This window comes from Patescibacteria group bacterium, from assembly GCA_041649475.1.
Lineage (GTDB): Bacteria > Patescibacteriota > Patescibacteriia > Magasanikbacterales > GWA2-37-8 > JBAZNA01.
The window spans coordinates 656345-678776 of record JBAZNA010000001.1 but is presented as its reverse complement, the minus strand read 5'-3'; the positions used below and the strand labels follow the sequence as shown (position 1 = coordinate 678776).

The 22432-nt window shown below is 43.8% G+C and carries 29 protein-coding genes, 1 tRNA gene and 1 pseudogene; 28 read left to right on the top strand and 3 right to left on the bottom strand.

Annotated features, from left to right (window positions below; all coding sequences use genetic code 11):
- Positions 1–7 precede the first annotated feature (7 nt).
- On the bottom strand, positions 8–625 hold the full coding sequence (locus tag WC526_03345; GenBank protein ID MFA5062156.1) for a hypothetical protein: 618 nt from the start codon (positions 623–625) through the stop codon (positions 8–10).
- Positions 626–1181: 556 nt separating this feature from the next.
- Here WC526_03345 and WC526_03340 point away from each other — a divergent pair.
- The 17 genes and pseudogenes from WC526_03340 (at position 1182) to WC526_03260 (ending at position 13964) form a co-directional block, all read left to right on the top strand.
- Positions 1182–2321, top strand: coding sequence for a hypothetical protein (locus WC526_03340; protein MFA5062155.1), 1140 nt, complete (start codon positions 1182–1184; stop codon positions 2319–2321).
- A gap of 1 nt (position 2322) precedes the next feature.
- Entirely contained in the window at positions 2323–3513 is a 1191-nt protein-coding gene (locus WC526_03335) for a peptidase U32 family protein (GenBank protein ID MFA5062154.1), read from the top strand.
- A gap of 20 nt (positions 3514–3533) precedes the next feature.
- Positions 3534–4793 (top strand): bifunctional DedA family/phosphatase PAP2 family protein, encoded by a 1260-nt coding sequence (locus tag WC526_03330; protein MFA5062153.1) that lies wholly within the window; start codon positions 3534–3536, stop codon positions 4791–4793.
- A gap of 89 nt (positions 4794–4882) precedes the next feature.
- Positions 4883–5038 (top strand): annotated as a pseudogene (locus WC526_03325) (KGG domain-containing protein).
- Positions 5039–5152: 114 nt separating this feature from the next.
- A complete protein-coding gene (locus WC526_03320) occupies positions 5153–5710 on the top strand; it encodes a hypothetical protein (GenBank protein MFA5062152.1) in 558 nt (185 codons plus the stop codon).
- On the top strand, positions 5616–6056 hold the full coding sequence (locus WC526_03315) for a M48 family metallopeptidase (GenBank protein ID MFA5062151.1): 441 nt from the start codon (positions 5616–5618) through the stop codon (positions 6054–6056). Before WC526_03320 ends, WC526_03315 begins: the two co-directional genes overlap by 95 nt.
- 59 nt (positions 6057–6115) lie before the next feature.
- On the top strand, positions 6116–6385 hold the full coding sequence (locus WC526_03310) for an SHOCT domain-containing protein (protein ID MFA5062150.1): 270 nt from the start codon (positions 6116–6118) through the stop codon (positions 6383–6385).
- Positions 6386–6399: 14 nt separating this feature from the next.
- Positions 6400–7587 carry an MFS transporter gene (locus tag WC526_03305; protein ID MFA5062149.1) on the top strand — a complete coding sequence of 396 codons (1188 nt, stop codon included), beginning with the start codon at positions 6400–6402 and terminating at the stop codon, positions 7585–7587.
- 37 nt (positions 7588–7624) lie between these two features.
- Positions 7625–7885, top strand: coding sequence for a hypothetical protein (locus WC526_03300; protein MFA5062148.1), 261 nt, complete (start codon positions 7625–7627; stop codon positions 7883–7885).
- A gap of 119 nt (positions 7886–8004) precedes the next feature.
- Positions 8005–8304: an Asp-tRNA(Asn)/Glu-tRNA(Gln) amidotransferase subunit GatC gene (gene gatC / locus WC526_03295; GenBank protein ID MFA5062147.1), complete on the top strand. Its 300-nt coding sequence runs from the start codon at positions 8005–8007 to the stop codon at positions 8302–8304.
- A gap of 11 nt (positions 8305–8315) precedes the next feature.
- On the top strand, positions 8316–9740 hold the full coding sequence (gene gatA / locus WC526_03290; GenBank protein MFA5062146.1) for an Asp-tRNA(Asn)/Glu-tRNA(Gln) amidotransferase subunit GatA: 1425 nt from the start codon (positions 8316–8318) through the stop codon (positions 9738–9740).
- A gap of 9 nt (positions 9741–9749) precedes the next feature.
- Entirely contained in the window at positions 9750–11096 is a 1347-nt protein-coding gene (locus tag WC526_03285) for a TIGR00730 family Rossman fold protein (GenBank protein ID MFA5062145.1), read from the top strand.
- Between the two features lie 77 nt (positions 11097–11173).
- Positions 11174–11968, top strand: a complete 795-nt coding sequence (locus tag WC526_03280) for a prolipoprotein diacylglyceryl transferase (protein MFA5062144.1) — start codon at positions 11174–11176, stop codon at positions 11966–11968.
- 7 nt (positions 11969–11975) lie between these two features.
- Positions 11976–12061: transfer RNA gene (locus WC526_03275), tRNA-Ser, on the top strand.
- Positions 12062–12200: 139 nt separating this feature from the next.
- Positions 12201–12476 carry a hypothetical protein gene (locus WC526_03270; GenBank protein MFA5062143.1) on the top strand — a complete coding sequence of 92 codons (276 nt, stop codon included), beginning with the start codon at positions 12201–12203 and terminating at the stop codon, positions 12474–12476.
- Positions 12477–12479: 3 nt separating this feature from the next.
- Positions 12480–12845, top strand: a complete 366-nt coding sequence (locus WC526_03265) for a hypothetical protein (GenBank protein MFA5062142.1) — start codon at positions 12480–12482, stop codon at positions 12843–12845.
- Between the two features lie 6 nt (positions 12846–12851).
- Positions 12852–13964, top strand: a complete 1113-nt coding sequence (locus WC526_03260) for a hypothetical protein (GenBank protein ID MFA5062141.1) — start codon at positions 12852–12854, stop codon at positions 13962–13964.
- 59 nt (positions 13965–14023) lie between these two features.
- Here WC526_03260 and pyrF read toward each other — a convergent pair whose 3' ends face one another.
- Together pyrF and WC526_03250 are read right to left on the bottom strand one after the other, a co-directional pair.
- A complete protein-coding gene (gene pyrF / locus WC526_03255) occupies positions 14024–14743 on the bottom strand; it encodes an orotidine-5'-phosphate decarboxylase (GenBank protein MFA5062140.1) in 720 nt (239 codons plus the stop codon).
- Between the two features lie 35 nt (positions 14744–14778).
- Positions 14779–15420, bottom strand: a complete 642-nt coding sequence (locus tag WC526_03250) for a phosphoribosyltransferase family protein (GenBank protein MFA5062139.1) — start codon at positions 15418–15420, stop codon at positions 14779–14781.
- Positions 15421–15512: 92 nt separating this feature from the next.
- Between WC526_03250 and uppP the strand changes: the two genes are divergently transcribed.
- From uppP to grpE, 11 genes are all read left to right on the top strand, one after another.
- Complete coding sequence (gene uppP, locus WC526_03245; GenBank protein ID MFA5062138.1) at positions 15513–16277, top strand: undecaprenyl-diphosphatase UppP; 765 nt, start codon at positions 15513–15515, stop codon at positions 16275–16277.
- 71 nt (positions 16278–16348) lie between these two features.
- Positions 16349–16624 carry a hypothetical protein gene (locus WC526_03240; protein ID MFA5062137.1) on the top strand — a complete coding sequence of 92 codons (276 nt, stop codon included), beginning with the start codon at positions 16349–16351 and terminating at the stop codon, positions 16622–16624.
- Entirely contained in the window at positions 16539–16856 is a 318-nt protein-coding gene (locus tag WC526_03235) for a 4a-hydroxytetrahydrobiopterin dehydratase (protein MFA5062136.1), read from the top strand. The genes WC526_03240 and WC526_03235 overlap by 86 nt, the downstream gene beginning before the upstream one ends.
- 23 nt (positions 16857–16879) lie before the next feature.
- Entirely contained in the window at positions 16880–17125 is a 246-nt protein-coding gene (locus WC526_03230) for a DUF4342 domain-containing protein (GenBank protein MFA5062135.1), read from the top strand.
- Between the two features lie 11 nt (positions 17126–17136).
- Complete coding sequence (locus tag WC526_03225) at positions 17137–17727, top strand: HD domain-containing protein (GenBank protein MFA5062134.1); 591 nt, start codon at positions 17137–17139, stop codon at positions 17725–17727.
- An 18-nt stretch (positions 17728–17745) separates the two neighbouring features.
- Positions 17746–18489 (top strand): ribonuclease Z, encoded by a 744-nt coding sequence (locus WC526_03220; protein ID MFA5062133.1) that lies wholly within the window; start codon positions 17746–17748, stop codon positions 18487–18489.
- Positions 18490–18532: 43 nt separating this feature from the next.
- The gene (locus tag WC526_03215) at positions 18533–19228 is read left to right on the top strand and encodes a YidC/Oxa1 family membrane protein insertase (protein MFA5062132.1); all 696 of its coding nucleotides are present in this window, start codon (positions 18533–18535) and stop codon (positions 19226–19228) included.
- An 8-nt stretch (positions 19229–19236) separates the two neighbouring features.
- Entirely contained in the window at positions 19237–19809 is a 573-nt protein-coding gene (locus WC526_03210; GenBank protein MFA5062131.1) for an SPFH domain-containing protein, read from the top strand.
- Positions 19810–19958: 149 nt separating this feature from the next.
- Positions 19959–20612, top strand: a complete 654-nt coding sequence (locus tag WC526_03205; GenBank protein MFA5062130.1) for a hypothetical protein — start codon at positions 19959–19961, stop codon at positions 20610–20612.
- A 154-nt stretch (positions 20613–20766) separates the two neighbouring features.
- Positions 20767–21453 carry a winged-helix domain-containing protein gene (locus WC526_03200; protein ID MFA5062129.1) on the top strand — a complete coding sequence of 229 codons (687 nt, stop codon included), beginning with the start codon at positions 20767–20769 and terminating at the stop codon, positions 21451–21453.
- Between the two features lie 91 nt (positions 21454–21544).
- On the top strand, positions 21545–22423 hold the full coding sequence (gene grpE, locus WC526_03195) for a nucleotide exchange factor GrpE (protein MFA5062128.1): 879 nt from the start codon (positions 21545–21547) through the stop codon (positions 22421–22423).
- The last annotated feature ends 9 nt before the right edge of the window (positions 22424–22432 follow it).

Sequence of the window (22432 nt, the reverse complement as noted above, 5' to 3'; positions counted from 1 at the left end):
TTTGACTTTACCCCGCCATGAGTTCAGAGCAATTTTTTATATCAATCACGAAGTCACTGGTTCTTGAGTATAGAATCATATCATATTTATTAACCTCTTCTTCAATATATTTACTGAATTTGGCCACGAATTCCGCAACCGCGCGATACGTATTTGGTTTTGCACCGCTTAACCAATCAAAATGGCTAGTATTCATCTGTAATCCTTTTAAGATGTTTTCCGGGTCAGTATCAACAATAAATAAAACTTTTATCTGATCTTGCAGTTCAGGATTTTCTTTATAAAAATCGGCAATATGTTTTGGCAATAAATGGACCCCCTCAAGGATAAAGTTCTCACGAACATCGATCTGGTGTTTTATAAATGTTTCTATACTAGGTTTCATTGATTCTGCCTCGGTAATTTGTTGTTTTACAATTACATCAAGTGGTTGGGAAAAAACGATGTCATTATCCGTGACACCGACATATGGGTAGAGTTCTTCGCGTAATTCCTCGGGAGTTAAATCATAACAAATACTGCGCAAAACATCGGTTGACAACCATGGAATCCCTTTTTCTTTCATGAGCTGTTTGGCGATAATGCTTTTTCCAACGCGTGGTGCGCCGCCGATAAGGTATAACATAGGTAAAACAAATTTTTGATCGGTTCTATATTAACACTAATTATATCGCTTTTCAATAAAATGTGTTTGCCTCTTGTAAGGGGTATAAATAATATCGGCTTTGTTAAGCCATTATTTTTGTTCGCTCCGAGGGTGGGATTCGAACCCACGACCAATTGGTTACACTTATCCATTAATTTCTTAATGGGGTGGACTATATCATATCCCGCGTGGGGACTGAGGCGCTTCCCATCCACCCGAAGGCGGAAAGTACTCCCTTTCAGGATAGTCTCTGAACCTTTCCCAACTAAGTCGGGACTTGGCTGCGGATTACCTTGTTCTTTTTAGAATTTAGGCTTCCCGCAATTCACCTCATTTTTCAACCAGTGTTGCCACTGGAAGCTGCGTTTATGTTCACAGCCAACTGCGCTACCGCTGCGCTACCTCGGAATATTGAACTGCCCAATATTATATTTAAATTCAGGCCACAAGTCAATAGGTTTTACAAAACCTATAGAAGAGATATAATATAGTAATGAATCAAACAAGCGTTTTTTAATTCATTTAATTAATCGGTATGAAAAAAGTAGCTTATTTAGCAATCAGCGTGCTGGTGTCTATCGTGTTAGCCAGCCCAACCATGGCCGCAACATTTAAAGGCGGCCAGGAGTACACGCTTTCTAAAAATCAAAGCATAAATGACAACCTTTACGCGGCCGGATCAAATTTGACCATTGACGGCAATGTGAATGGAGACGCATTTTTAGTGGGCAGTAATATTTCTGCTTTAGGCACTACCACCAAAGACCTGTATATCGCGGGTGCGGCTATAAATATTTTCGGTAATGTCGGTGATGATCTGCGCGTGGCCGGTTCAATGATAAATATAAATGCGCCAGTGGGCGGGGAACTTATGGTTGCCGGAGCCCAGATAAATATTTCTTCAAATATTTCTAAAGACGTTTATGCGGCCGGCGCCTCGGTGAATATTAATGGAAACGTAAACGGTAAGCTTACGGTGCGCGGCAGCGATGTTAAAATTAACGGCACCATCAGCAAGGATGTTGATGTGATTGCTGAAAAATTAACCATCGGCAGCGGTGCGGTTATAAACGGTAATTTGATTTACAAGGCCCCGAAGCCGGCCACCGTTGAACAAGGCGCCACCATAAAGGGCGAAACAAAATATACCGAGCAAGTATACAAAGCACAACCGCGGGCAAAGAACGTAACCGTCGCCGCGATTGCGGCCGCCTGGTTGTTCAAAATGATACTATCCGTTTTTGCCGGTTTGATTTTGTTCTTAATATTTAGAAAGGGGATTACCGGTTTGACTGTTTACGCCGTCACTAATTTCTGGAAAGAACTGCTTCGCGGTTTTATTATCATGGTGGTTTTGCCGGTAGCAATGATTTTTGCCGCCATTACGGTTTTGGGTTTGCCGCTGGCCTTAATCGCCGGATTGATTTATACTTTGTATTTTATCCTGGCCCATATTGGCGCCGGAATAATTCTGGGCAGTTTGGTGTTCAAATGGTTGTCCCGTTCGCCTGAATACAAAGTTAGCTGGGTGTCGGCAGTTGTTGGTATCATTATGATAAATGTGATAATGCTAATTCCAATCATCGGCTGGCTGTTTTGCCTGGCGTTCTGTCTGGTCGCCTTTGGAACTTTATTCTACTTTTCTTATCGTAAGTTTATCCTGGAGCAGGCATAGTATGCAAAAACCCGAGTTAATGTGCCCTATCAGGGATTGGGCAAGTTTAGAGGCCTGTAAAGATTATGCCGACGCCGTTTATTTTGGCGTGTCTGATTTGAATTTGCGCGCCAAGGCCTCGGCGATTAAGTTAAGTAAATTGGGTAAATTCACGCACAAATGTCATGAGTATAAAATCAAGGCGTATCTGACTTTGAATGCGGTTATATATAATGATGACATCGATAAGGCAGAGGCGATTATCAGGCGCGCCAAAGCCGCCAAGGTTGACGCGCTCATTATCTGGGATCCGGCCGTAATTGAAATGGCGCGCAAATATAAAATTAATTTTTTTATTTCCACGCAAGCCAATGTTTCCAATTGGCAGACCGCTGAATTTTACAGAAAACTCGGCGCCAAACGGGTGGTTTTGGCGCGGGAGATGTCTTTGGCGGACATAAAAAAATTACGCAAAAGAACTAAAATTCAAATTGAGGCGTTTGTCCACGGGGCGATGTGTATGGCTATTTCCGGCCGCTGTGTGCTTTCAAGTTATTTATACGGCAAGTCCGCTAACTGCGGATACTGCGCCCAGCCCTGCCGGAAAGAATGGATCTTGTCTGATCCGGAAGGCAACCAAATTTCCACTGAAGGCAAGTATTTTTTAAGCGCCAAAGATTTGTGCATGATTGAGTATGTGCCGGAACTGATCAAAGCGGGGATTGATTCGTTTAAGATAGAAGGCCGGCGCCGAGATCCGAAATATATTGAAGTGACCTCAAGATGTTATCGCCAGGCAATAGATGCCGCGTTAACTCACACTTGGACCAAAGCCAAAGCAAGCGCCTGGAAGAAAGAATTGGCCAAGGTCTATAATCGCGGATTTTCAACCGGATTTTATTTCAGCCAACCCGGTCGGGAGGGAATCGGTTATGAGAAAGCCGACAATGTTTCGCATGTAAAAAGAGTTTTAGCCGGCGAGGTCGTTAGGTATTATCCCAAAATCAGTGTGGCGGAAATTAAACTTAATCACGGTCCGATAAAAAATGACGACACGATTTTAGTTGAAGGCCAGCATACTTATTTTGAACACAAAGTTTGTTCAATGGAAATTGCCAGTAAAAAAATCAGCAAAGGCGAAAAGGGGCAAAGCGTGGCCATTGCAATTCCGCAGAAAGTTAAAGTTGGCGACAAGGTCTTTATTCTCAAGTAGGGTTTTGCTATAATAACTTCATGAGCATTGCTAATTTATTGCAAATTGTATCTCAACTTGGCCATTGGGGTTATTGGATTATTTTTTTATCCGCTTTGCTTGAGACCATACCGCTTGTCGGCGTATTTCTGCCCGGGTATACGGTTGTTATTGCCGGCGGTTTTTTTGCCAATATCGGATTGCTCAATATTTTTATGGTGATGGCGGTCGCGTCTTTGGGCGCCATCGCCGGTGATTTGGCGGGTTATGCGATTGGACGCAGATACGGCTATAATTTTGTAAAAAAATACGGCAAGTATTTCTTTTTCAAAGAAGAATATTTGGAAAGAACAAAAAAGTTGGTGGAAACCCATACCGGCAAAACACTCATTATCGGCAGATTCAATTTAATTACCAGATCTTTTGCCCCGTTTGCCGCCGGCCTGTCCGATATACCGCTAGCAAAATTTTTGTTTTTTAACCTCATCGGCGGCATCAGCTGGGCCGTTTCCTCGGTCTTGATCGGTTATATTTTTGGCGCCAGCTATGCGGTCGCTTCAAAATATATCGGACGCATAGTTTTTTGGGGAATAGTGGCCGGATTGTTTATGATTTACGGCTATCATTTCATCAATAAACGCCGGCATATTTTTAAAAAATATTATATTTACGCCATTTCCTTTAACGTGATTTGTATATATTTGTTTTCAAAAATCACCGAAGATGTAGTTGACGGTGAATTGATTACCAAAATTGATCTTTGGGTGAATCAAAAAATGGTTTTTCTCCATAGCGCGATTTTAAATAAAATAATGCTGGGTTTAACTTTTGTCGCCAGCCCCTATACATTGCTGGCGCTGGTCTTGTTGTTACTGGTATTTTTGATTATAAAAAAGAAATGGTATTATGCGCTTTTATTTTTTTTCAGTTTAGCCGGCGGAACGCTGTTTGATATTTTGATAAAATCTTGGGTTCACCGGCCGCGGCCGCCGGTGGAGCTGCTCTTCGTATCGGGGTATAGCTTCCCGAGCGGACACGCAGTGCTCTCAACCATATTTTTTGGCCTGCTGATCTATGCCTTTAAAGATTATTTTAAAAATAAAATTTTAAAAGCCCTATACATCGGCGTCAATATCTTTCTTTTTATTTTAATCGGTTTCAGCCGCGTGTATCTGGGCGTGCATTGGTTAAGCGATGTTTTGGCCGGAATTGCCCTAGGCATTTTTTGGCTGACATTTTTGATTTTGTTATTTCGGCTGATTTCATTCGCCGTCAATTATTTTAAGAAGCCCGTGCCTTGACAACGTGTCGGCCATGTTGGATAATAGAAATATATACCAGTTAGGTATGAATTATAAAGGTTTATAAAATTTCTATTATGGAATATACAATTACCAATAAAAGCAAAAGAGGGTTCGCCTCCATGAGTCCGACCAGACAGCGGGAGATCGCCCGTATCGGCGGACAAGCCGCGCATCAGAGAGGGACGGCGCATGAATTTACACCCGAAGAAGCCCGTCGAGCCGGTCGGAAAGGCGGAAAAGCAGCCCATCGCAAATAATGCGACCGGGCTGTTTTTTTAAAATACTTGCCTCAAGCGTGTTTTTTTGCTACACTAAATCAGGTTTCATTTTAAGTAAGTTTTAATTTTTTATATATTATGGAAACGCAAACACCTACACCTACGCCTACAGAAAATATGCATGACAATAATAAAAAGTATTGGGTAATCGGATTGGGGATTTTGGCAGTTTTGTTGATTGTCTATTTGTTTTGGAAAAATGGTCAGACGCCTATTGGCACACCCAACCAAAATGAACAAGGTCTAAACCCGACTTCAAGTTTGACATCAGCCGTTGTCCCAACCTCAACTCCGACCAGCACGCCAAACGCTGCGAAAAAATCCACAACCAAGGTTTCTACCCCGATTTCCGCCACCCAAAGATACCTTGATGCCTTAAAGATTTATAAAAATTCCGGCTATTATTTTCAGTTTGTTGATTGTCATGCTTCTCCCGGTTCTTTAACCATGAAGAAAGGCAAAAAATTCATGCTTGACAATCGTGATGGTTTTTCACGCAAAATTGCGATTTATCAATATCAGACATTTACGGTTGGAGCTTATGGCTATGCAATTGCTACCGCGCCGAATAAGGCCGGAACATATTATATTACTTGTAACGGCGGCGGGTCGGCGTCTATTTTGGTTCAAAACTAAAACCAAGCGTCTTCTGCCAAAAAAAGAATTCATACGCCAGCGCGGCCGGGCGTATGATTTAGTTTTGGAGAAATTAAAAAATTTTAACGAGATTTATAAGTTTAAATACAGAAAGATCAGCATTCGCAATCAAAAAACCAGATGGGGGAGCTGTTCCAAAAAAGGAAATTTGAATTTTAATTATAAGGTGGTATATTTACCTAATCACTTGGCTGACTACCTGGTGGTACATGAATTGTGTCATTTGGGTGAGATGAACCATTCAAAAAGATTTTGGGCCTTGGTGGCAAAAACTTTTCCGGATTACAGAACCATGCGAAGAGAATTAAAGAACATTAAAGTTTAGCTGTGCCGATTTGACGGGAATTTTCGGAGAATGATAATGTAGATACATAGTATAATTCTATGATGTATCCATACTATTACAATGGTTGGGGAATGAATTTTGGATCAGGAGGCATAATTATGATGATTCTTATAGTTATTTTTTGGGTCGTGATTGTTTGGGCGATTGTGTCGCTGGTGCGCAGAGCCGGAATGCGAGGCGGATATTATGGCCGGTTTCATGAGCCGGAAGGAAACAGCGCTCTCAAGATTTTGGACGAGAGATACGCAAAGGGTGAAATCAATAAAGAAGAATACGAACAAAAAAAGAAAGACCTGCAGCAAAAATAAAATCTCCAGGACATATGAAGATGCCAAGAAACGTGGTGGCCATGGGTTTGGTGAGTTTATTTAACGACATTTCTTCGGAAATGATTTATCCGATCATACCGATTTTTTTGAAAACCATTTTGGGCGCGCCGGTGGCGATTATCGGTTTGATTGAAGGGGTGGCCGAGTCCACCGCCAGTTTGTTTAAATTATTTTCCGGCTGGATTTCAGATAAACTGAAGAAGAGAAAAATTTTTGTCACCATTGGTTATTCTTTATCGGGAATCGCCAAAGTTTTAATCGGTTTGGCCCAGAGCTGGCCGTTTGTTTTATTTGCCCGGTTTATTGATCGTTTCGGCAAAGGCACACGCGTAGCCGCGCGCGACGCTTTGATTTTGGAAAGTGTGGAGCCACAGCAACGCGGGCGGGCATTCGGTTTGCACCGCTCCATGGACAGTATGGGCGCGGTGATCGGCCCGATTCTGGCTTTGATTTTGGTGGACATCTATTCTGAAAATTACCGCAATGTATTTTTCTTGGCTGCCATTCCTTCGGTTATCGGTGTGTTATTGTTGATTTTGTTGGTTAAAGAAAAAAAGAGAGAAGCTGTGTTGCCGGCGCAGGTGCCGGCAGTTTTAAAATTTAAGTGGTCTGATTTCAGTCCGTCTTTTAAATATTTTTTACTGATCATGCTGATTTTTTCCATTGGCAACAGTTCGGACGCGTTTTTGATTTTAAGGGCGCAGAATTTGGGCTTGGATGTAACGCTCACGGTGGGGGCTTATGTTTTGTATAATATTGCTTACACTATTTTCTCATACCCGGCCGGAGTGATTACCGACAAAATCGGCCCGAAAAAAGTTTTAGCAGTCGGGCTTTGGCTGTTTGCGATTGTTTATCTGTTGTTTGGGTTTATTCAGAGCCCGGTATTTATTTGGATTTTATTTCCTCTTTATGGAATTTACATAGGCCTGACCGACGGAATAAGCCGCGCTTATATGTCAACGATGGTACCGACGGAAAAATCCGGTACGGCTTTTGGCGCCCAGCAGATGGTCGTTGGAATTTGTGTGTTATTTGCTTCAATCATCGCCGGACTTTTGTGGACAAAAGTTAGCCCGAGCGCGCCGTTTTATTTTGGCGGGATTATGGCGGCTATAGCGGCGGTGATGTTTACCTTTTCCACAGCCCCAAAATTGACAAACTCTTCTTCTAGTGGTTAAATAATGGCAAAAAGTTTTCCAAAGAGGAGGCAACCTCATGGCTTTAGTCAAGATAATGCAGACAGCTGATGGTATTGCTCCACGCTTTGTAGGCGAAGTACTGCGGGTGATGTCCAGAAAACCCGGGAGGCACAAGGCCCACTATTTGATTTGGCGCAATGGACATTGGCACAACACCAAAGTCAGAAGCGCTGACTGGTGGCGGGCCAAGAACCAGTGGCACAAGCAGATCCAGGAGGGAATCCGGACGCCGGAAGGCGAACGTCTGACGTTTGGGACTGTGTTCGTGGAGGGGTAGGCGAGAAAACAAATGACGAATGAGGTCAGACATGCTCCGTGCGCGTTCGCGTGCGGAGCTTCTTTTTTTAAAACTTGTCATTTGCCAAACTCTTGTAATTCCAGTAAAATATAGCCATTATGTCCATCTCGATAGAAGAGGTAAAGAAGATTGCCACTTTGGCGCGGTTAAATTTAACAGCCGAAGAGGAAAAGCGCCACGCGGAAACAATTTCCGCGGTTTTGGATTATATGAAAATTTTAAATGAGGTTAATACCAAAGGCGTGGAACAAACTTCGCAGGTGACGGGTTTGGAAGATGTGGTGCGCGAGGATGTGCCAAGAGATAGTGAAATTAAAAAGGACTTAATCGGGCAGATGCCGGAGGTGCGGGAAAATGAACTAGTAGTGCCCGCCGTTTTTGCTGAAGAGGAAAATTAATCAGCGCCCATATGAACTTAAACGAACTGACAATTAAAGAAGCGGCCGAGGGCTTGAAAAAAGGCGATTTTACTTCAGTTGAACTCACCGAGGCCTGCTTAAAAAAAATTTCAAAAAGAAATAAAGAGATAAATGCCTTTATCACTATAAACGAAGAAGGCGCTTTGGAAGATGCCGAAGTGGCCGATGGTTTGATTGCTGAAGGTGAGGCCACGGTTTTAACCGGCATTCCATTTTCTGTAAAAGACGCGATTTGCACGGCCGGCGTGCGTTCAACCGGCTCGGCCAAAATTTTGGATAATTATATTCCGCCTTACGATGCCACGGTGATAAAAAAAATCCGGGCGCAGGGCGGGGTCTTAATCGGCAAAACAAATTGTGACGCCTTCGGCCACGGCGCCAGCAATGAAAACAGCATGTATGGTCCGGTAAAAAATCCGCACGATTTAACCAAAGTGGCCGGCGGTTCATCGGGCGGGTCGGCGGCCAGCGTGGCTGATCACATGTGTATTTATTCCATTGCCGAAGATACCGGCGGTTCAATTCGCCAGCCCGCCAGTTTTTGCGGAGTTGACGGTCTGCGTCCAAGTTATGGTCGCAATTCCCGATACGGAATTATGCCGATGGGTTCTTCTTTGGATACAGTCGGTCCGATTACGAAAACCGTTTACGACACGGCTTTGGTTATGGAACTAATCGCCGGCAATGATCCGCTTGACGCCACGACCGTGACGGACAAAGTCCCAAAATATACAAAAACTATTGAAAAAGATTTGAAAGGCATGAAAATCGGCATTCCCAAAGAATATTTTGAGGCCGAGGGTTTGGATGATGAAGTCAAAGCCATCACTTTTAAACAAATTGAAAAATTAAAAAAGTTGGGCTGTAAAATTGTTGATGTCAGTTTGCCCTACACCAAATATTCAATCGCGGTTTACTATATTATTGTTCCCAGCGAAGACAGTTCAAATTTGGGACGCTTAGATGGTGTTCGTTACGGCGTGCGCAAACCAAATAAAAATTTATATGATTTATATGCCCGTTCGCGCGAGCAAGGTTTCCCGGAAGAGGTAAAGCGCCGAATTTTAATTGGCACCTACGCGCTTTCGGCCGGCTATTATGACGCATATTACAAAAAAGCGCAGACCGTTCGAACTTTGATTAAAAAGGACTTTGACGAGGTGTTTACAAAAGTTGACGCACTGATTACACCAACTTCGCCGTTTGCGGCTTTTGGCATTGGTGAAAAAATTAACGATCCGCTCGCTCTGTATATGGCTGACGTAATGGTTTCTCCGGCCGCCGTGGCGGGTATGCCGGCTTTAAACGTTTTTGCGGAAAAAAATTCTGCCGGTCTGCCGGTCGGGGTGCAAATTACCGGCCCGCGTCTGAAAGAGGAAATCGTTTTAAATATTGGCAACAAACTTGAACAATAATTTTTGTTTATGCCCAAAGCTACCAAAGAAAAAAACGCGGTTCCGGCGCTTCTGGCCCCTCCTATTGCCACTGCCGGTGAAGTGGTCAACTACCGCGACAGCTGGAGAATTTTTAAAGTCATGACCGAGTTTGTGGAAGGTTATCAATTTTTGGCCGGCTTTTCCAAAGAGGTTACCATTTTGGGTTCGGCCCGCATCCCGAGCAATAATAAATATTACAAAATTGCGGAAGAGCTGGGAAAGTTGTTGGGCAAGAACGGATTTACCACCATTACCGGCGGCGGTCCGGGCATCATGGAAGCGGCCAACAAAGGTGCGTTTGAAGCCGGCGGCGAATCAGTCGGCTTAAATATCCAACTGCCGCTGGAACAGCGGGTTAACCCTTACGTAAAAAAATCAATCGCTCTTTATTATTTCTTCACCCGCAAGGTGATGCTGACGTCGCCGGCCAATGCTTTCGTGTTTTTTCCGGGCGGATTCGGCACGTTTGATGAATTTTTTGAAGTGGTTGATTCTATGGAAATGGGGCATATGGAAAAAGTGCCCGTGGTTTTAGTCGGCCGCGAGTTTTGGCAGCCGGTGGTTGATTTTTTGCGGAATAAATCCTCCAAAGAAATACACGCCATAAACGAAGCTGATCTGGATAAGTGGCATATTGTTGGCACTGCCGAAGAGGCCTTTGAAATAATTAAAACATCTTCTGATCGCTCCAATTTTTGTAAAGTGGGGGATGATAGCCCCTTGTGCCAGGGCGGACTTGATTGGCGGATTTTCAGGATTATGGCCGAACTGGTTGACGGTTTTGAATTTTTGACAAAAATTTCCCGCGACGTAACTATTTTGGGAACGAAAAGCATTTTGCCGGGTACGACCTATTACAACGCGGCCTATGAGATGGGAAAACTTTTAGCACAGCATCAGTACTTAACTTTGACCGGCGGCGGTCCGGGCATCATGGAAGCGGCTAACAAGGGCGCATTTGAAAAAAACGGAGAGAGCATCGGCATCACCATGCGCGTGGAAGGAAAAGAACGAATAAATAGTTATTTGTCCAAATCAATCAGTTTTTTCTTTCCGTTTGTGAGAAAATTAATTATCACCGCGCCCTCCGAGGCGTTTGTGTTTTTTCCGGGCGGATTCGGCACAATGCATCAATTGTTTGAAATGCTCACTTTGCAGGAAACCAAAAAAATTGCGCCGATACCAACCTTGTTATATGGCCAGGAATTTTGGCAGCCGCTTTTGGATATTATTCATAATTTGCATCAGGAGTATAAAACCATTTCCCAATTGGATGAAGATTATTTGCGATTGATAAATCGGCCGGACGAAATTTTGCCATACTTAAAAAAGTAGACCCTGCGGGATATATTTACTCGTTCGTTCAGAAGAGCAAAAACATTTGCTCTTCTCTCACTCACATCGTAAATAAAATGCTTCCGTATTTTCATTTCAGCACAATTGATTTAGGCCCGGTCCCTATACAAGTGTGGGGACTATGGGTGTCTTTGGGTTTGGTGGCGGCCATTATTTTGGCGTATAAGTTGTCGCAAAAGTATATACTTTCCGAAGTGGTGATGCTGGATTTGGCTACTTGGGCAGTGATTGGCGCGTTTATTATGGCGCGCGTTTTTCATGTAGTTTTTTATGAGCCGTATTATTATGTTTTGCATCCGGCGGAGATTATAAAATTTTGGAATGGCGGAGCGTCTTCTTTGGGCGGGTTTGTGGGCGCCTTAATGGCAGTTTGGATTTTTGCAAAAATAAAAAAATTTTCCTGGCGCGAACTTCTGCCGTATTTTGATGTGGCGGCCGTGAGTTTGTGGCTGGGGTGGGGAATTGGCCGGATTGGTTGTTATATGATAAATGATCATCCGGGAAAGCTGACAAATTTCTTTTTGGCTGTGAATTATCCGGGCGGAGCCAGATTTGATCTGGGACTCATGGATTCTATACTTGGATTTGGACTTTTTATCATCTTCTTTGTGCTGTTTAAGAAATTGGTAAAAATTCGTTGGGGCTTGGCGGCTGGTTTGTCTTTTTTGGGTTATGCGGTGGTGCGATTTTTTCTGGATTTTTTGCGTGCCAGCGATTTGCCCGGCGCTGATGTCCGGTATTTTTATTTGACTCCGGCGCAGTGGGGGATGATTGCGGTTGTGATCGGGTTGACTTTGGCTTTGTTTTGGCATAAGATTAAGCGGAAAACTTCAGCTACTTACGAAGTTTAGGCAAACTGGAAGGGTCGCCTAGTTGGTCTATGGCGCCGCCCTGGAAAGGCGGTTTGGCGCAAGCCATCGCGAGTTCGAATCTCGCCCCTTCCGCATCCAACAGGGGTCTTTTTATCAAAATTTTACTCTAAATTTATCTTTTCCTAAGGTCGTTAGGAGTATTATAAAATTATTCATTTTTTTAATCTTTATGATATACTGATTATATAATTTTCCTTTTAACTAGCTATCTATGAGTAACGATGAAGAGTTCATTAACAAAGCCGATATCCAGAAAATTGCTGATGAGGGAGAAAAAATTTATGAACAGATCAAGGTAAAATATGATCCCCAAGAACGTGGAAAATTTTTGGCCATTGACATTGATAGTAAGGGTGTATATTTGGGCGAAACCAGTGCTGAGGCGTTAAGATTGGCGCGAGAGCATCACCCTGATAAAGTATTTTATGTTGTTAAAATAGGTTTTGATTCTGCTGAAACAACGGTCAGATCATTTAAGCATAAATAATTTATGATAAAAGGAGGGTTTGTTGAAAATACGCCATGGATTAAAGTGGTCGTGGCTTGGGTACGATCAGTGCAAGTTCCTTTTGTTATTTTGGACACTGGATTTACCGGAGATTTGCAAGTGACGCCCCAAATAGCCGAAGAACTCGGTGTGAAAGTTGCTGGTGTTACCAAGACGCAGATTGCCAATGGTGATGTGGTTGACGTGCCGGTTGCTCTGGCAGTTGCGGCAATGGAGGGAGAAACAAAATATGTTGAAGTGTTAATTTCCGAAAGTTCACCTTTGGCTGGTATTAATTTATTGACCAAGTTTGGGTATAAAGCCATTGTGGATTGCAAATTTCGGTCAGTGGTTTTGCAAAAAGTTTAGGAAACTATGAAAATTCACCCCTCTCATCTCATCATCGGTTCAATAATTTTATTATTATTGGATTTTTTTGTTTTAGCCAATAAAACAATTTTTCCTGGTAATGGGTTGGAAGGAATTGCCGCCATCATCTTTTTTATCTGCGTTTTTATTTTTGTGGCCGGAATTGTGTGGGCTATATTTGCGCCGATTTCCAAAAGAATGAAGTCGCGTCCGGAAGTGGTCACACCGGTAACGGTGCCAAAGCAAAGTCAGTTTGCTTTAACCACGTTGGAGATGGTTTTTAACCGGCTGTTTGCGGTTTTACTGGTTTTGTCCACTATTCCTCTTTTTTTAAACATATTATCCCTCCCGACAATTATTCTTTTTGCGGTGTTTGTTTTGTTCCTGTGGTTTGGTAAAAAATATCATCCGGTGGCCAATATTATTTTTTTAATTTTTGCCCTTGGCATTTATTTTGTTCCTATTCCGCCCCTTGATTGGGGAATTTTTCGCGGTTTAAAAGAAATTCGGCTTAATGGTTTTAATTTTTATGTAATATCAACATTTTTTAGCATCGCCCCGCTTATTTTCATTTCTCTTGCGATTAGAAATGTTTTAGGCAATATTTTTGTCTATTTTAAAACCAGCACGGTTTGGCGCAATTTTTTTTATTTCATTTCTTTATTTATTGTTTCAGCAACGCTTTTGGTTTATCCGTTTTTTGGTAAAGTAAGATTGCGTGACCGGACGGAGAATGTGAATATCGCGATCGGCGGGGATTTGCCTCTCGTTTATACACAGCAGTCGCTTACTTTTGTGGATCGCTACAACAAAGCGGGTGATTTTACTTCACGTTTTGATCCGTCCAGTAAGAAATATATTTATCATCTGCAATTGCTTGAACCGCTCCAGAAAGACATCCAATTTACAAAAGTTGAAACGGACAATGAAAAAATTAATTTTAAGACAGATAGCCGGGTGGTCTGCCCAAACTGCCTTACGGATGCCGGTGATCCCTATCGTTTAGTTTTTCCGGCCGGCAAAGGTATTGATTGGACCATCACCAGCGACCAAATGATTAAAGTGATAAGGTTTGTTGAGCCGGAAGACAAAGCGGCTGATTTTGTTTTTTGGAAATAAGATTTTTATAATAAATTAAAAAAGGGGCGGCTCCGCGATGGCGCAGAGTGCCCCCGTCACTACTTCAGTTCGATGTTCAGTTCCTCCTTGAGTACCCGGCGAACCTCCTCCACCGGGTTCGGCGCGTTCAGGATCTGGCGCCCCATCACGATGTGGTTGGCGCCGGCCTCCATCGCGGCCTTGGGCGTAGAGATACGCTTCTGGTCGCCAGGGTTGATGCCGGGCGAACGGATGCCCGGCACGACGTAGGTCATCTTCGGGTACACCCTCTTGAGTTGCCCGACCTCCTCCGGCGAGCAAACAAAGCCGTGGACGCCGGCCTCCTTGGCGATGTTCGCCAGGTTCAGGATCTGATCCAGGGGGTTGCGGTTGTAGATCTCCTGGCAGGCCACCGGATCGATGGAGGTGAGCACGGTGATGGCCAGCACCTTCGTGGGGGTGTCCTCCAGCACCTTGACGGCCGACTCGAGCGCCTCCATGCCGGCCGAAGCGTGGATGGTCACTGCCCAGGGCGGGCAGGCCCGCAAGCGCTTGACGGTGTTTTCCACCGTGTTGGGGATGTCGTGGCACTTGAGGTCGGCCATCACGCGGCCGTGGGCCGAGAGCTTCGGCAGGAGGTTGTTGATGCCCTCGGCAAAGAGCAGGTCGTTGACCTTGAGGATACAGCCCGTGGTCCGGAGCTGGAGAATGAGCGTCAGGATCTCATCCCAGCTTTTGCCGTCGAGCGCGACCACGATCGGGTTAACCGCCTCGTTGGCGGGATTGCACCTATCGGACATGGCCTTCTCCTTCCAGTTGTGTGGTCCTGTCAGGGTTAGAATTTCATCTCGGGATGCGCGACCAGGAACTCGGCCCCGTGACCGACCTCGGTGTTGATCGGCACGTGGCCGCGGCAGAGCGGGCAGTCCGCCGGGTCGAAGGCGTCCATGGTGACATTGACCAGGGAGCAGAGGATGGGCGCGTCGATCATGCTGGCGGTCACGCCGCCGCGGTTGCAGAGGGCGAAGACGCAGTCCACGTGTCCGCCGCAGTCGCGCACGGCCTGGACCACCTTCTTCACCGATCCGCCGGTGGTCAGGACGTCCTCCACCACCACGACCCGTTTGTCCTTGAGCAGCTTGTCCTGGCCGCGTTTGATGATGAAGTCATCCCCATTCTTCTCGGCGTAGACGGCTAGGACCTCATCTGTGCCGAATGTAGAGAGGTGGTGGGCCACCCACTGGGACAGGATGATGCCTCCCATGGCTGGGCCGACCACCACTTCAATGCCCGCTTTGGTCAAGGCGCAGTCATTGGCGATCCTCCGGCAGAGGACGGAAATCGCCCTGGTGTGGGGGTAGATGGCGTCCTTGTTGACATAGGTACTGCCGTGCTTATGTGACTTGTACACCACGTGGGTGCCCGTTATGATGGCGCCCAGAGACGCGAACAGATCCAGGATCTCTCGCTGGGTCATGACTTCCCTCCATTTACGTAAAGGTTTGCCTTAAAACTAACACAACAATATCATTTTTGCAAGAATCATAAAAAGGGTCTATAATATTTCTTATGTTAACCATTTTTCAAGCCCTAATTTTGGGTCTGGTGCAGGGGATTGGCGAATTTTTGCCGATCTCATCCACAGCGCACCTCATCTTAATTCCATATTTTTTTAATTGGCCTGATCCGGGTCTATCTTTTGATGTGGCCTTGCATGTCGGCACGTTATTGGCTGTGCTGGCATTTTTTTGGAGGGACTGGTTAGATATTTTCAAAAATTGGAAAAATGGCATGTTACTGTGGCTAGTTATTGGCACGATTCCGGGCGCGATTTTTGGGGTCTTGCTGGAAAGCAAAGCTGAAACTGTTTTTCGGTCGCCGATTATTATTGCCTGCACTTTAATTTTGGCCGGTATTGTTTTATACTTCGTTGATAAAAAATCAAAAGATGGCAAAGATATTAAAGAAGTGAATTTAAAAGATGCCATCTGGATTGGTTTGGCCCAAACTTTGGCTATTATTCCCGGTATCTCAAGGTCAGGCGCCACTATCACTGCCGGTTTGGCCAGAAAATTAAACAAAATCAGCGCGGCCCGATTTTCATTTTTGCTTTCCACGCCAATAATCGCCGGCGCGGCTCTGGTGAAATTGCCGCATTTATTTGAGTCGGATTTTAATGCGCCGCTTCTGATCGGAATCTTGGCTTCAGCCATCAGCGGTTTTTTGGCCATTAAATATTTATTGAGATTTTTGGAGAAGCGCGGATACGCGGTTTTTTTCTGGTACCGGCTGTTCCTGGGCGCCGTAATTTTACTCCTCGTATTTTTTAGATAGGACTGGACAATATTTTTATGCTCTGATAACCTACTAAGTAGGTATGATTTTTATATTTAATTACTAATTTTATGAAAAATATTATAAAGTATGCATCAGCTTCGCTTTTAGCGGGCGCGTCTGTTCTTTTGCCGGTTCTGTCGTTGGCCAAAGTGGCCACGCCTTTGCCGGGGACTGCGAATCACCCAAAATATAGTGTGACTGCAAAAGGCGATGACAGTGAAAGAGAACGTGTTTCCACTTCAACATCTGAAAACGAACATGTTTCAACCTCTACGCCAGAACGCAGTAGTCGGCTTGGAAGTGATCAGCTTGAAAACGAGATTAACGATTCCCAAGATGACTAAAGAATATCAATTTAAAGATTTTTCAGAAGCCGTCAGTTTCGTAAATAAACTGGCGCCATACTGTAATGAAATAAATCACCACCCGGATATTCACATCTATTACAACAAAATTATTTTTGATCTCAAAACGCATGATGCCGGTGGTAAGGTGACTGAAAAAGATTATTTGTTGGCCAAAGAAATTGAGCGGCTTTATTTGCAAAGGCAGCGCCTTTTAGGATATAATTATTAAATATTCATCTAACAAATAACTGTATGGACCAAAATGAACAAAAGGAGGAGTTTAAGGTTTCCGGCGAAGATATTGTCAAAAAAATCAAAGAAATCATCGCCGAAGGCAATGCCCGAAAGATTATTATTAAAAACGACAAAGGGGATTCGGTTATAGAAATTCCTTTAACCATCGGCGTGGTGGGCACGGTGCTGTTACCGGTTTTGGCCGCGGTCGGCGCTTTGGCCGCGCTTTTGGCCAATTGCACAATCGTGGTGATAAAAAAATAAGCGCCTCGTTTATGAATAAAAAAGATCTGGATTTTTTATTTGAGGTTGGCTCGCTAAGAAATATGCAAAGGGGTTGGGGGCAGCATCTTGGCATGGATTGTGCCAGCGTGCTCGAGCATACTATCAGAGTGGTCTGGCTCGCTCTTATGATTGCCCGAATGGAAGGGGTAAAAAGTGAAGAAAAAATTATAAAGATGGCTTTAGTTCATGATATTGTTGAAACGAGAACTTCTGATCTTGGTTATGTGCAAAAAGTATACGTCAAAGCCGACGAAGAAAAAGCGGCACAAGATTTATTTGGCGGCACCTTGCTTAATGATTTGCATGAAACGATTTTAAAAGAATATGAAGCCCGGGAAACCATTGAAGCAAAAATTGTTAAAGACGCTGATAATTTGGATGTTGATTTGGAACTTAAGGAACTGGAGGAGCGTGGTTCTAAATTGCCGGCGAAAATGGAAAAGTTTCGCCAACTAGTTTATGATGAAAAATTATATACTGATTCAGCCAAGAAAATTTGGGAAACTCTACAGGATGCTGAGGTTGCCGATTGGCATTTGCAGGCGAATAAATGGATAAAGTTATCCAATGTGGGTAAATAATTTTTCAAATAACTTCTTATGAAACTTACTTTTTTAGGCACCAACGGTTGGTTTGACAACACCAGTACCGGCAATACACCTTGCGCCATAATTGACGCGCCCGAGGCATATGTCGTGCTTGACGCCGGTTTTGGTTTTGCGAAATTGGATAAATATATCAAAAGTGACAAACCGATTTATGTTTTTATAACTCATCTGCATTTGGACCATACCTGCGGTTTTCACACCCTGCCCAAGTTTGATTTCAAACAGGGACTGACGATTTTATTTCCCAAAAAGATGGAGAAATTTTTACAAAATTTATTGAATCATCCGTACATGATGCCGCTTAAAGAATTGCCGTACTCCGTAAAATTAATCGGGTTAAAAGAAGGTGAACATCAAAAACCAATAAAATTTATCTCAAGAGCGCTCAAACATGTTGATTCAACCATGGGCTACAGATTGTTTTTAGATAAAAAAATTATCAGTTATTGTTCAGACACCGCCATCTGTGAAAATGATTTTTTGCTGGCGCAGGACTGCGATTTGTTAATTCATGAATGTTCGTTTAAACACAAGGTGGATAATGCCTGGGGTCATACCGGTCCGGAAGAGGCGGCCGAACTCGCCCAAAAAGCCAATGTTAAAAAATTAGTTCTTACTCATTTTGGCGCGAATGGTTATAATACATTAGGTCTGCGTAAACAGGCCGAGCAGGTGGCTAAAGGCATATTCCCTAATTCAACGGCTGCTTTAGACGGATTGGAAATGGATATATAATTTGATTGCCAAATTCCCGGTTTTATGGTAGAATTATAGCGTTATGTTCAGTTATTTTTGGATCACTTTTCTTTATCAGCCGCTGTTTAACGCCCTGATTTGGATCTATTTAAACATAGCCAATCAAAATTTGGGTTGGGCCGTGGTCTGGCTCACTATTTTTTTACGCGTCATACTATTGCCTTTAACCATTATTTCTGAACGCGATGTTATCAGAAAACAAACAATGGAAAAAGAAGCGCGCGAGGCGGCCGCATCTTTTAAAAATGATCAGGTGGCGCAAAAAGAGGTGATTAGAAATATAATGAAAAAACACCGGGTGTCGCCTTGGGCCAAAGCGCTCACCATAGGGATTCAATTATTGGTTTTAGTTTTACTTTATCAGGTGTTCTTGCGGGGTATTACCGGCGACAAGGTTATTAAATTTTTATATCCCTGGATTGAATTTCCGGGCAAGATTAATACTGATTTTTACGGATTTTACGTTGGTCAAATACATGACAGCATTTGGGCCGGAATCGCGGCCGGTTATTTGTTTATTTCAAACCTGATAGATCACCGCAAACATAAATGGACGCCCGGAGAGGCGGTCTTTTTGTTTTTATTCCCGGCTTTTACCTTTGCCGCACTCTGGGTTTTGCCCATGGTCAAGTCGCTTTTCATTTTGACAACCATGATTTTTTCTGATACCATAGCGCTGTTTAGAAAAATGCTGTTTCCAATCAAAAATACTAATTAATTTAAAATATGTCCGAGGATTCATTGGATAAGTTAATGTATTCGTTCGTAATGGAGGATGTTTTAAAGGGCTTGTTTATTCACGTTCCACCCGGATATGTGGCCTGCGTTTACGATTTGGGCAGGGGAGTTTTGAAAAAGGTTTTAACACCGGGGCTGCATTTAAAAATTCCGTTTTGGCAAAAAGCTAAATTGTTCAACACCCAAACCTTGGAATACAATATTAACAGGCAGTTTAATGCGGTAAATGAAAAAGCCCTGGGTGATATTCCAATCGCGGCCGTGACCAAAGACGGCCACAGAATCAGCGCTGAAGGCACTATTTTGTTGCGGTTAGACGTGCACCAAATCCCGGCCATTTGGCAGACCATCGGCGAGGATTTTGTTTCAAAAATTGTGCGACCGACCATTAGAAGCCGCATCCGCATGGTTTTTTCCAAGTTTGATTATCAGGATATTGTGGCTACAAAGAGAGATGCGGTGGAAATGGAACTCAAGAATGAACTGGAGCGCATATTTTACGCACGCGGGATTTACGTGGAAAATATTTTGTTGAGTGAAATAGGGAAGATTAGTCAATAATACCAATAATAAAGAGGGAGATAAGAAGTTTTTCGCCAAGCTGGCGCTAGTGCTCAAAACTTCCTATCTCCCTCTTTTTGTTGACATTTTTGGTATAAAGCTGTATTTTTAGCTTATCAACTTTGGAGAAATGGGAGGCGACCATGTCTATGATGTTCCTTAAGGGTATCCAGGACTTGTTCTTGGAAATCCTCGGTATTGCCTACGGTTGTTTCGTGACGGATGAGGATCTTGAACCCCATCCAGTCATCTGTCTGGCCGATGGCAAGGCGTTTCTGTACAAGGCCATCAAGAGCGGAATGATCACCAGCGATGAGGCGCCGGCGGTGGAGGCCGTGATGAGGGACGCCGGACTCCTGCCCGACTTCGCCGCTGTCTGTGAGCGAATGGCGGGCTGTGCACCGCCTCCGACGGAGGGTATCACGCCCCGGTTCAAGTTTCAGACCTGTTCCAGTTCCAACTGCCCGTTCAAGTACCCGCACGGCAACGTCATGACCCAGAACGGTGAGCGGGCCAGCAACCCGGTCCACAGTTTGGAAGCCGGCTTCGGCTACTGTCGTGGTGCGGCCGGCAAGAACACGGTTACGGTCATGGAGGCAGCCGTTCTGTTCGCGGAGATGAAGCAGGCCGGTCTCCCCTTGGATGAGAAGACAGCAGAGGAGCTCTACACGGCATCGCTCCCGGAGGAGGAGCGCCGCCAGCATGAGCTGGAGAAGCGTATGATCGTGGAGATCAACGCCAACACCCTGGTGCTGGAGATCTCCGTCCCGGCCAGCCGCCGACGGCGTACCCCGCACAACTAAGGGCGCTCATAGAGGCGCCCAGTCCGGTCCCGACAGAGTTTCGTTGGGACTTTTTTTATTTATTTTTCGCCTATGGTGCCCCTCTTGACGGCTTTTTTGCTTGGTGGTATATTATCACTCGGAAGCTTTGAGTGATAAAATCCGTATCAATATTATGGATACTCGCAAAGAAAAACTTTTTAACCTCGTCATGGAAAACTATATTGCTAATGCCGAGCCAATCGGCTCACGTTTTTTGATTTCCGCCGGCGGTTTAAAATTAAGCGAAGCTACGGTGCGCAATGAACTGCGCGCGCTTGAAGAAGAAGGATTTTTAACCCATCCTCACACCTCGGCCGGCCGCGTGCCAACCGAAAAGGGCTATCATCATTATATTGATAATTTAAAAGCGGATAATTTGAGAATCTCAAAACGCGATGCCAGTTTTATTTCCAATGCGGCCAAAAGCGATTCTGATTACGAAATCTCCAGAAAAAATCTGGCTAAGTCATTGGTTGAACTTTCAAATGAAACCGTTATTCTGGCCTTTTCTTTGGAAAAAATATATTATACCGGTCTGTCAAATTTATTTAATAAGCCCGAATTTAAAGAATTGAATTTAGTGGCGGATATTTCTAGCATTTTTGATCACTGCGAAGAATGTCTGGAAGATTTTTTTGATAAAGTTGACGAAGAGCCGAAATATTTTATCGGCAAGGAGCATCCGTTCGGCCCGATTTTAAGCGTTTTGTCCGCGCGTTTTGGCGGCAACGGAAAAAGTTTGATTGCCTTGCTGGGACCGAAGCGGATGGATTACAAGCATAATTTTGTCTTACTTAAAAAAGTTTTAGAGATTATTTAACATTATTTCACATGTAGATATTTATTAAGCATTTTTCGCCAAGCTATCGCTAGTGCTCAAAATGCTTAATAAATATCTACCTATACAATATATGTCAGATGACCAAAATAAAAAAGAAGAAAAGAAATATCCATGGGTATCGGCCGGGGCAATGATACTTAGCCAGGATGGAAAATTTTTCTTAATGAAAAGCCCAAAATGGCAGAATAAATTAACAATCCCAGGCGGACATGTGGAGTGGGGAGAGAAAGTTCAGGATGCACTACTCCGCGAAGTTGAAGAAGAAACCGGCGCAGTTGTGGAAAACCCACGTCTGTTAAATGCTTTTGATCTTGTTCATGATAAAGATTATAAAGATGGTAAGGATCATTTTATTGCCTTAAATTATTTGGTTGATCTAGTATCAAATAAAAATGAAATTAAATTAGATGGTGAGGAAGGGACAGAAGTAGTTTGGCTTTCACCGGATGAAATTCTGGAAAAGAAAGATATACATGAGACGATTAAAGAAAATGTAAAAATGTATAAAAAAATGCTGGAAACTGAAGAATATAAAAAGGGTTGGCAGAGGGCTTTGGCCGATTACAAAAATTTACAGAATGAAATTGCGGCCAGACGCGGTGAGTGGGTGAAAATGAGCGAACTGCAAATTTTGGAAGAATTCATACCGGTTTATGAAAATTTTAAAAAGGCGTTTGCGCACCGGGAGCAGATGAATGAAGAAAATGGCTGGAAACAATGGTCAGAAGGAGTTGGACATATAATGAAGCAGTTTGGAGATATTTTGAAAGCGCATAATTTGGAGGAAATAAAAACTGTGGGCGAAAAGTTTGATCCGAAATATCACGAAGCGGTTGGCGAGGAAGAAAATGAAGAGGTTGACGCAGACACGATTTTGAAAGAGGTTTCTGGCGGTTATAAAATGGGAGATAGGGTAGTTAGGCCCGCCAGAGTAATAATTGCTAAATAATTTAACTGA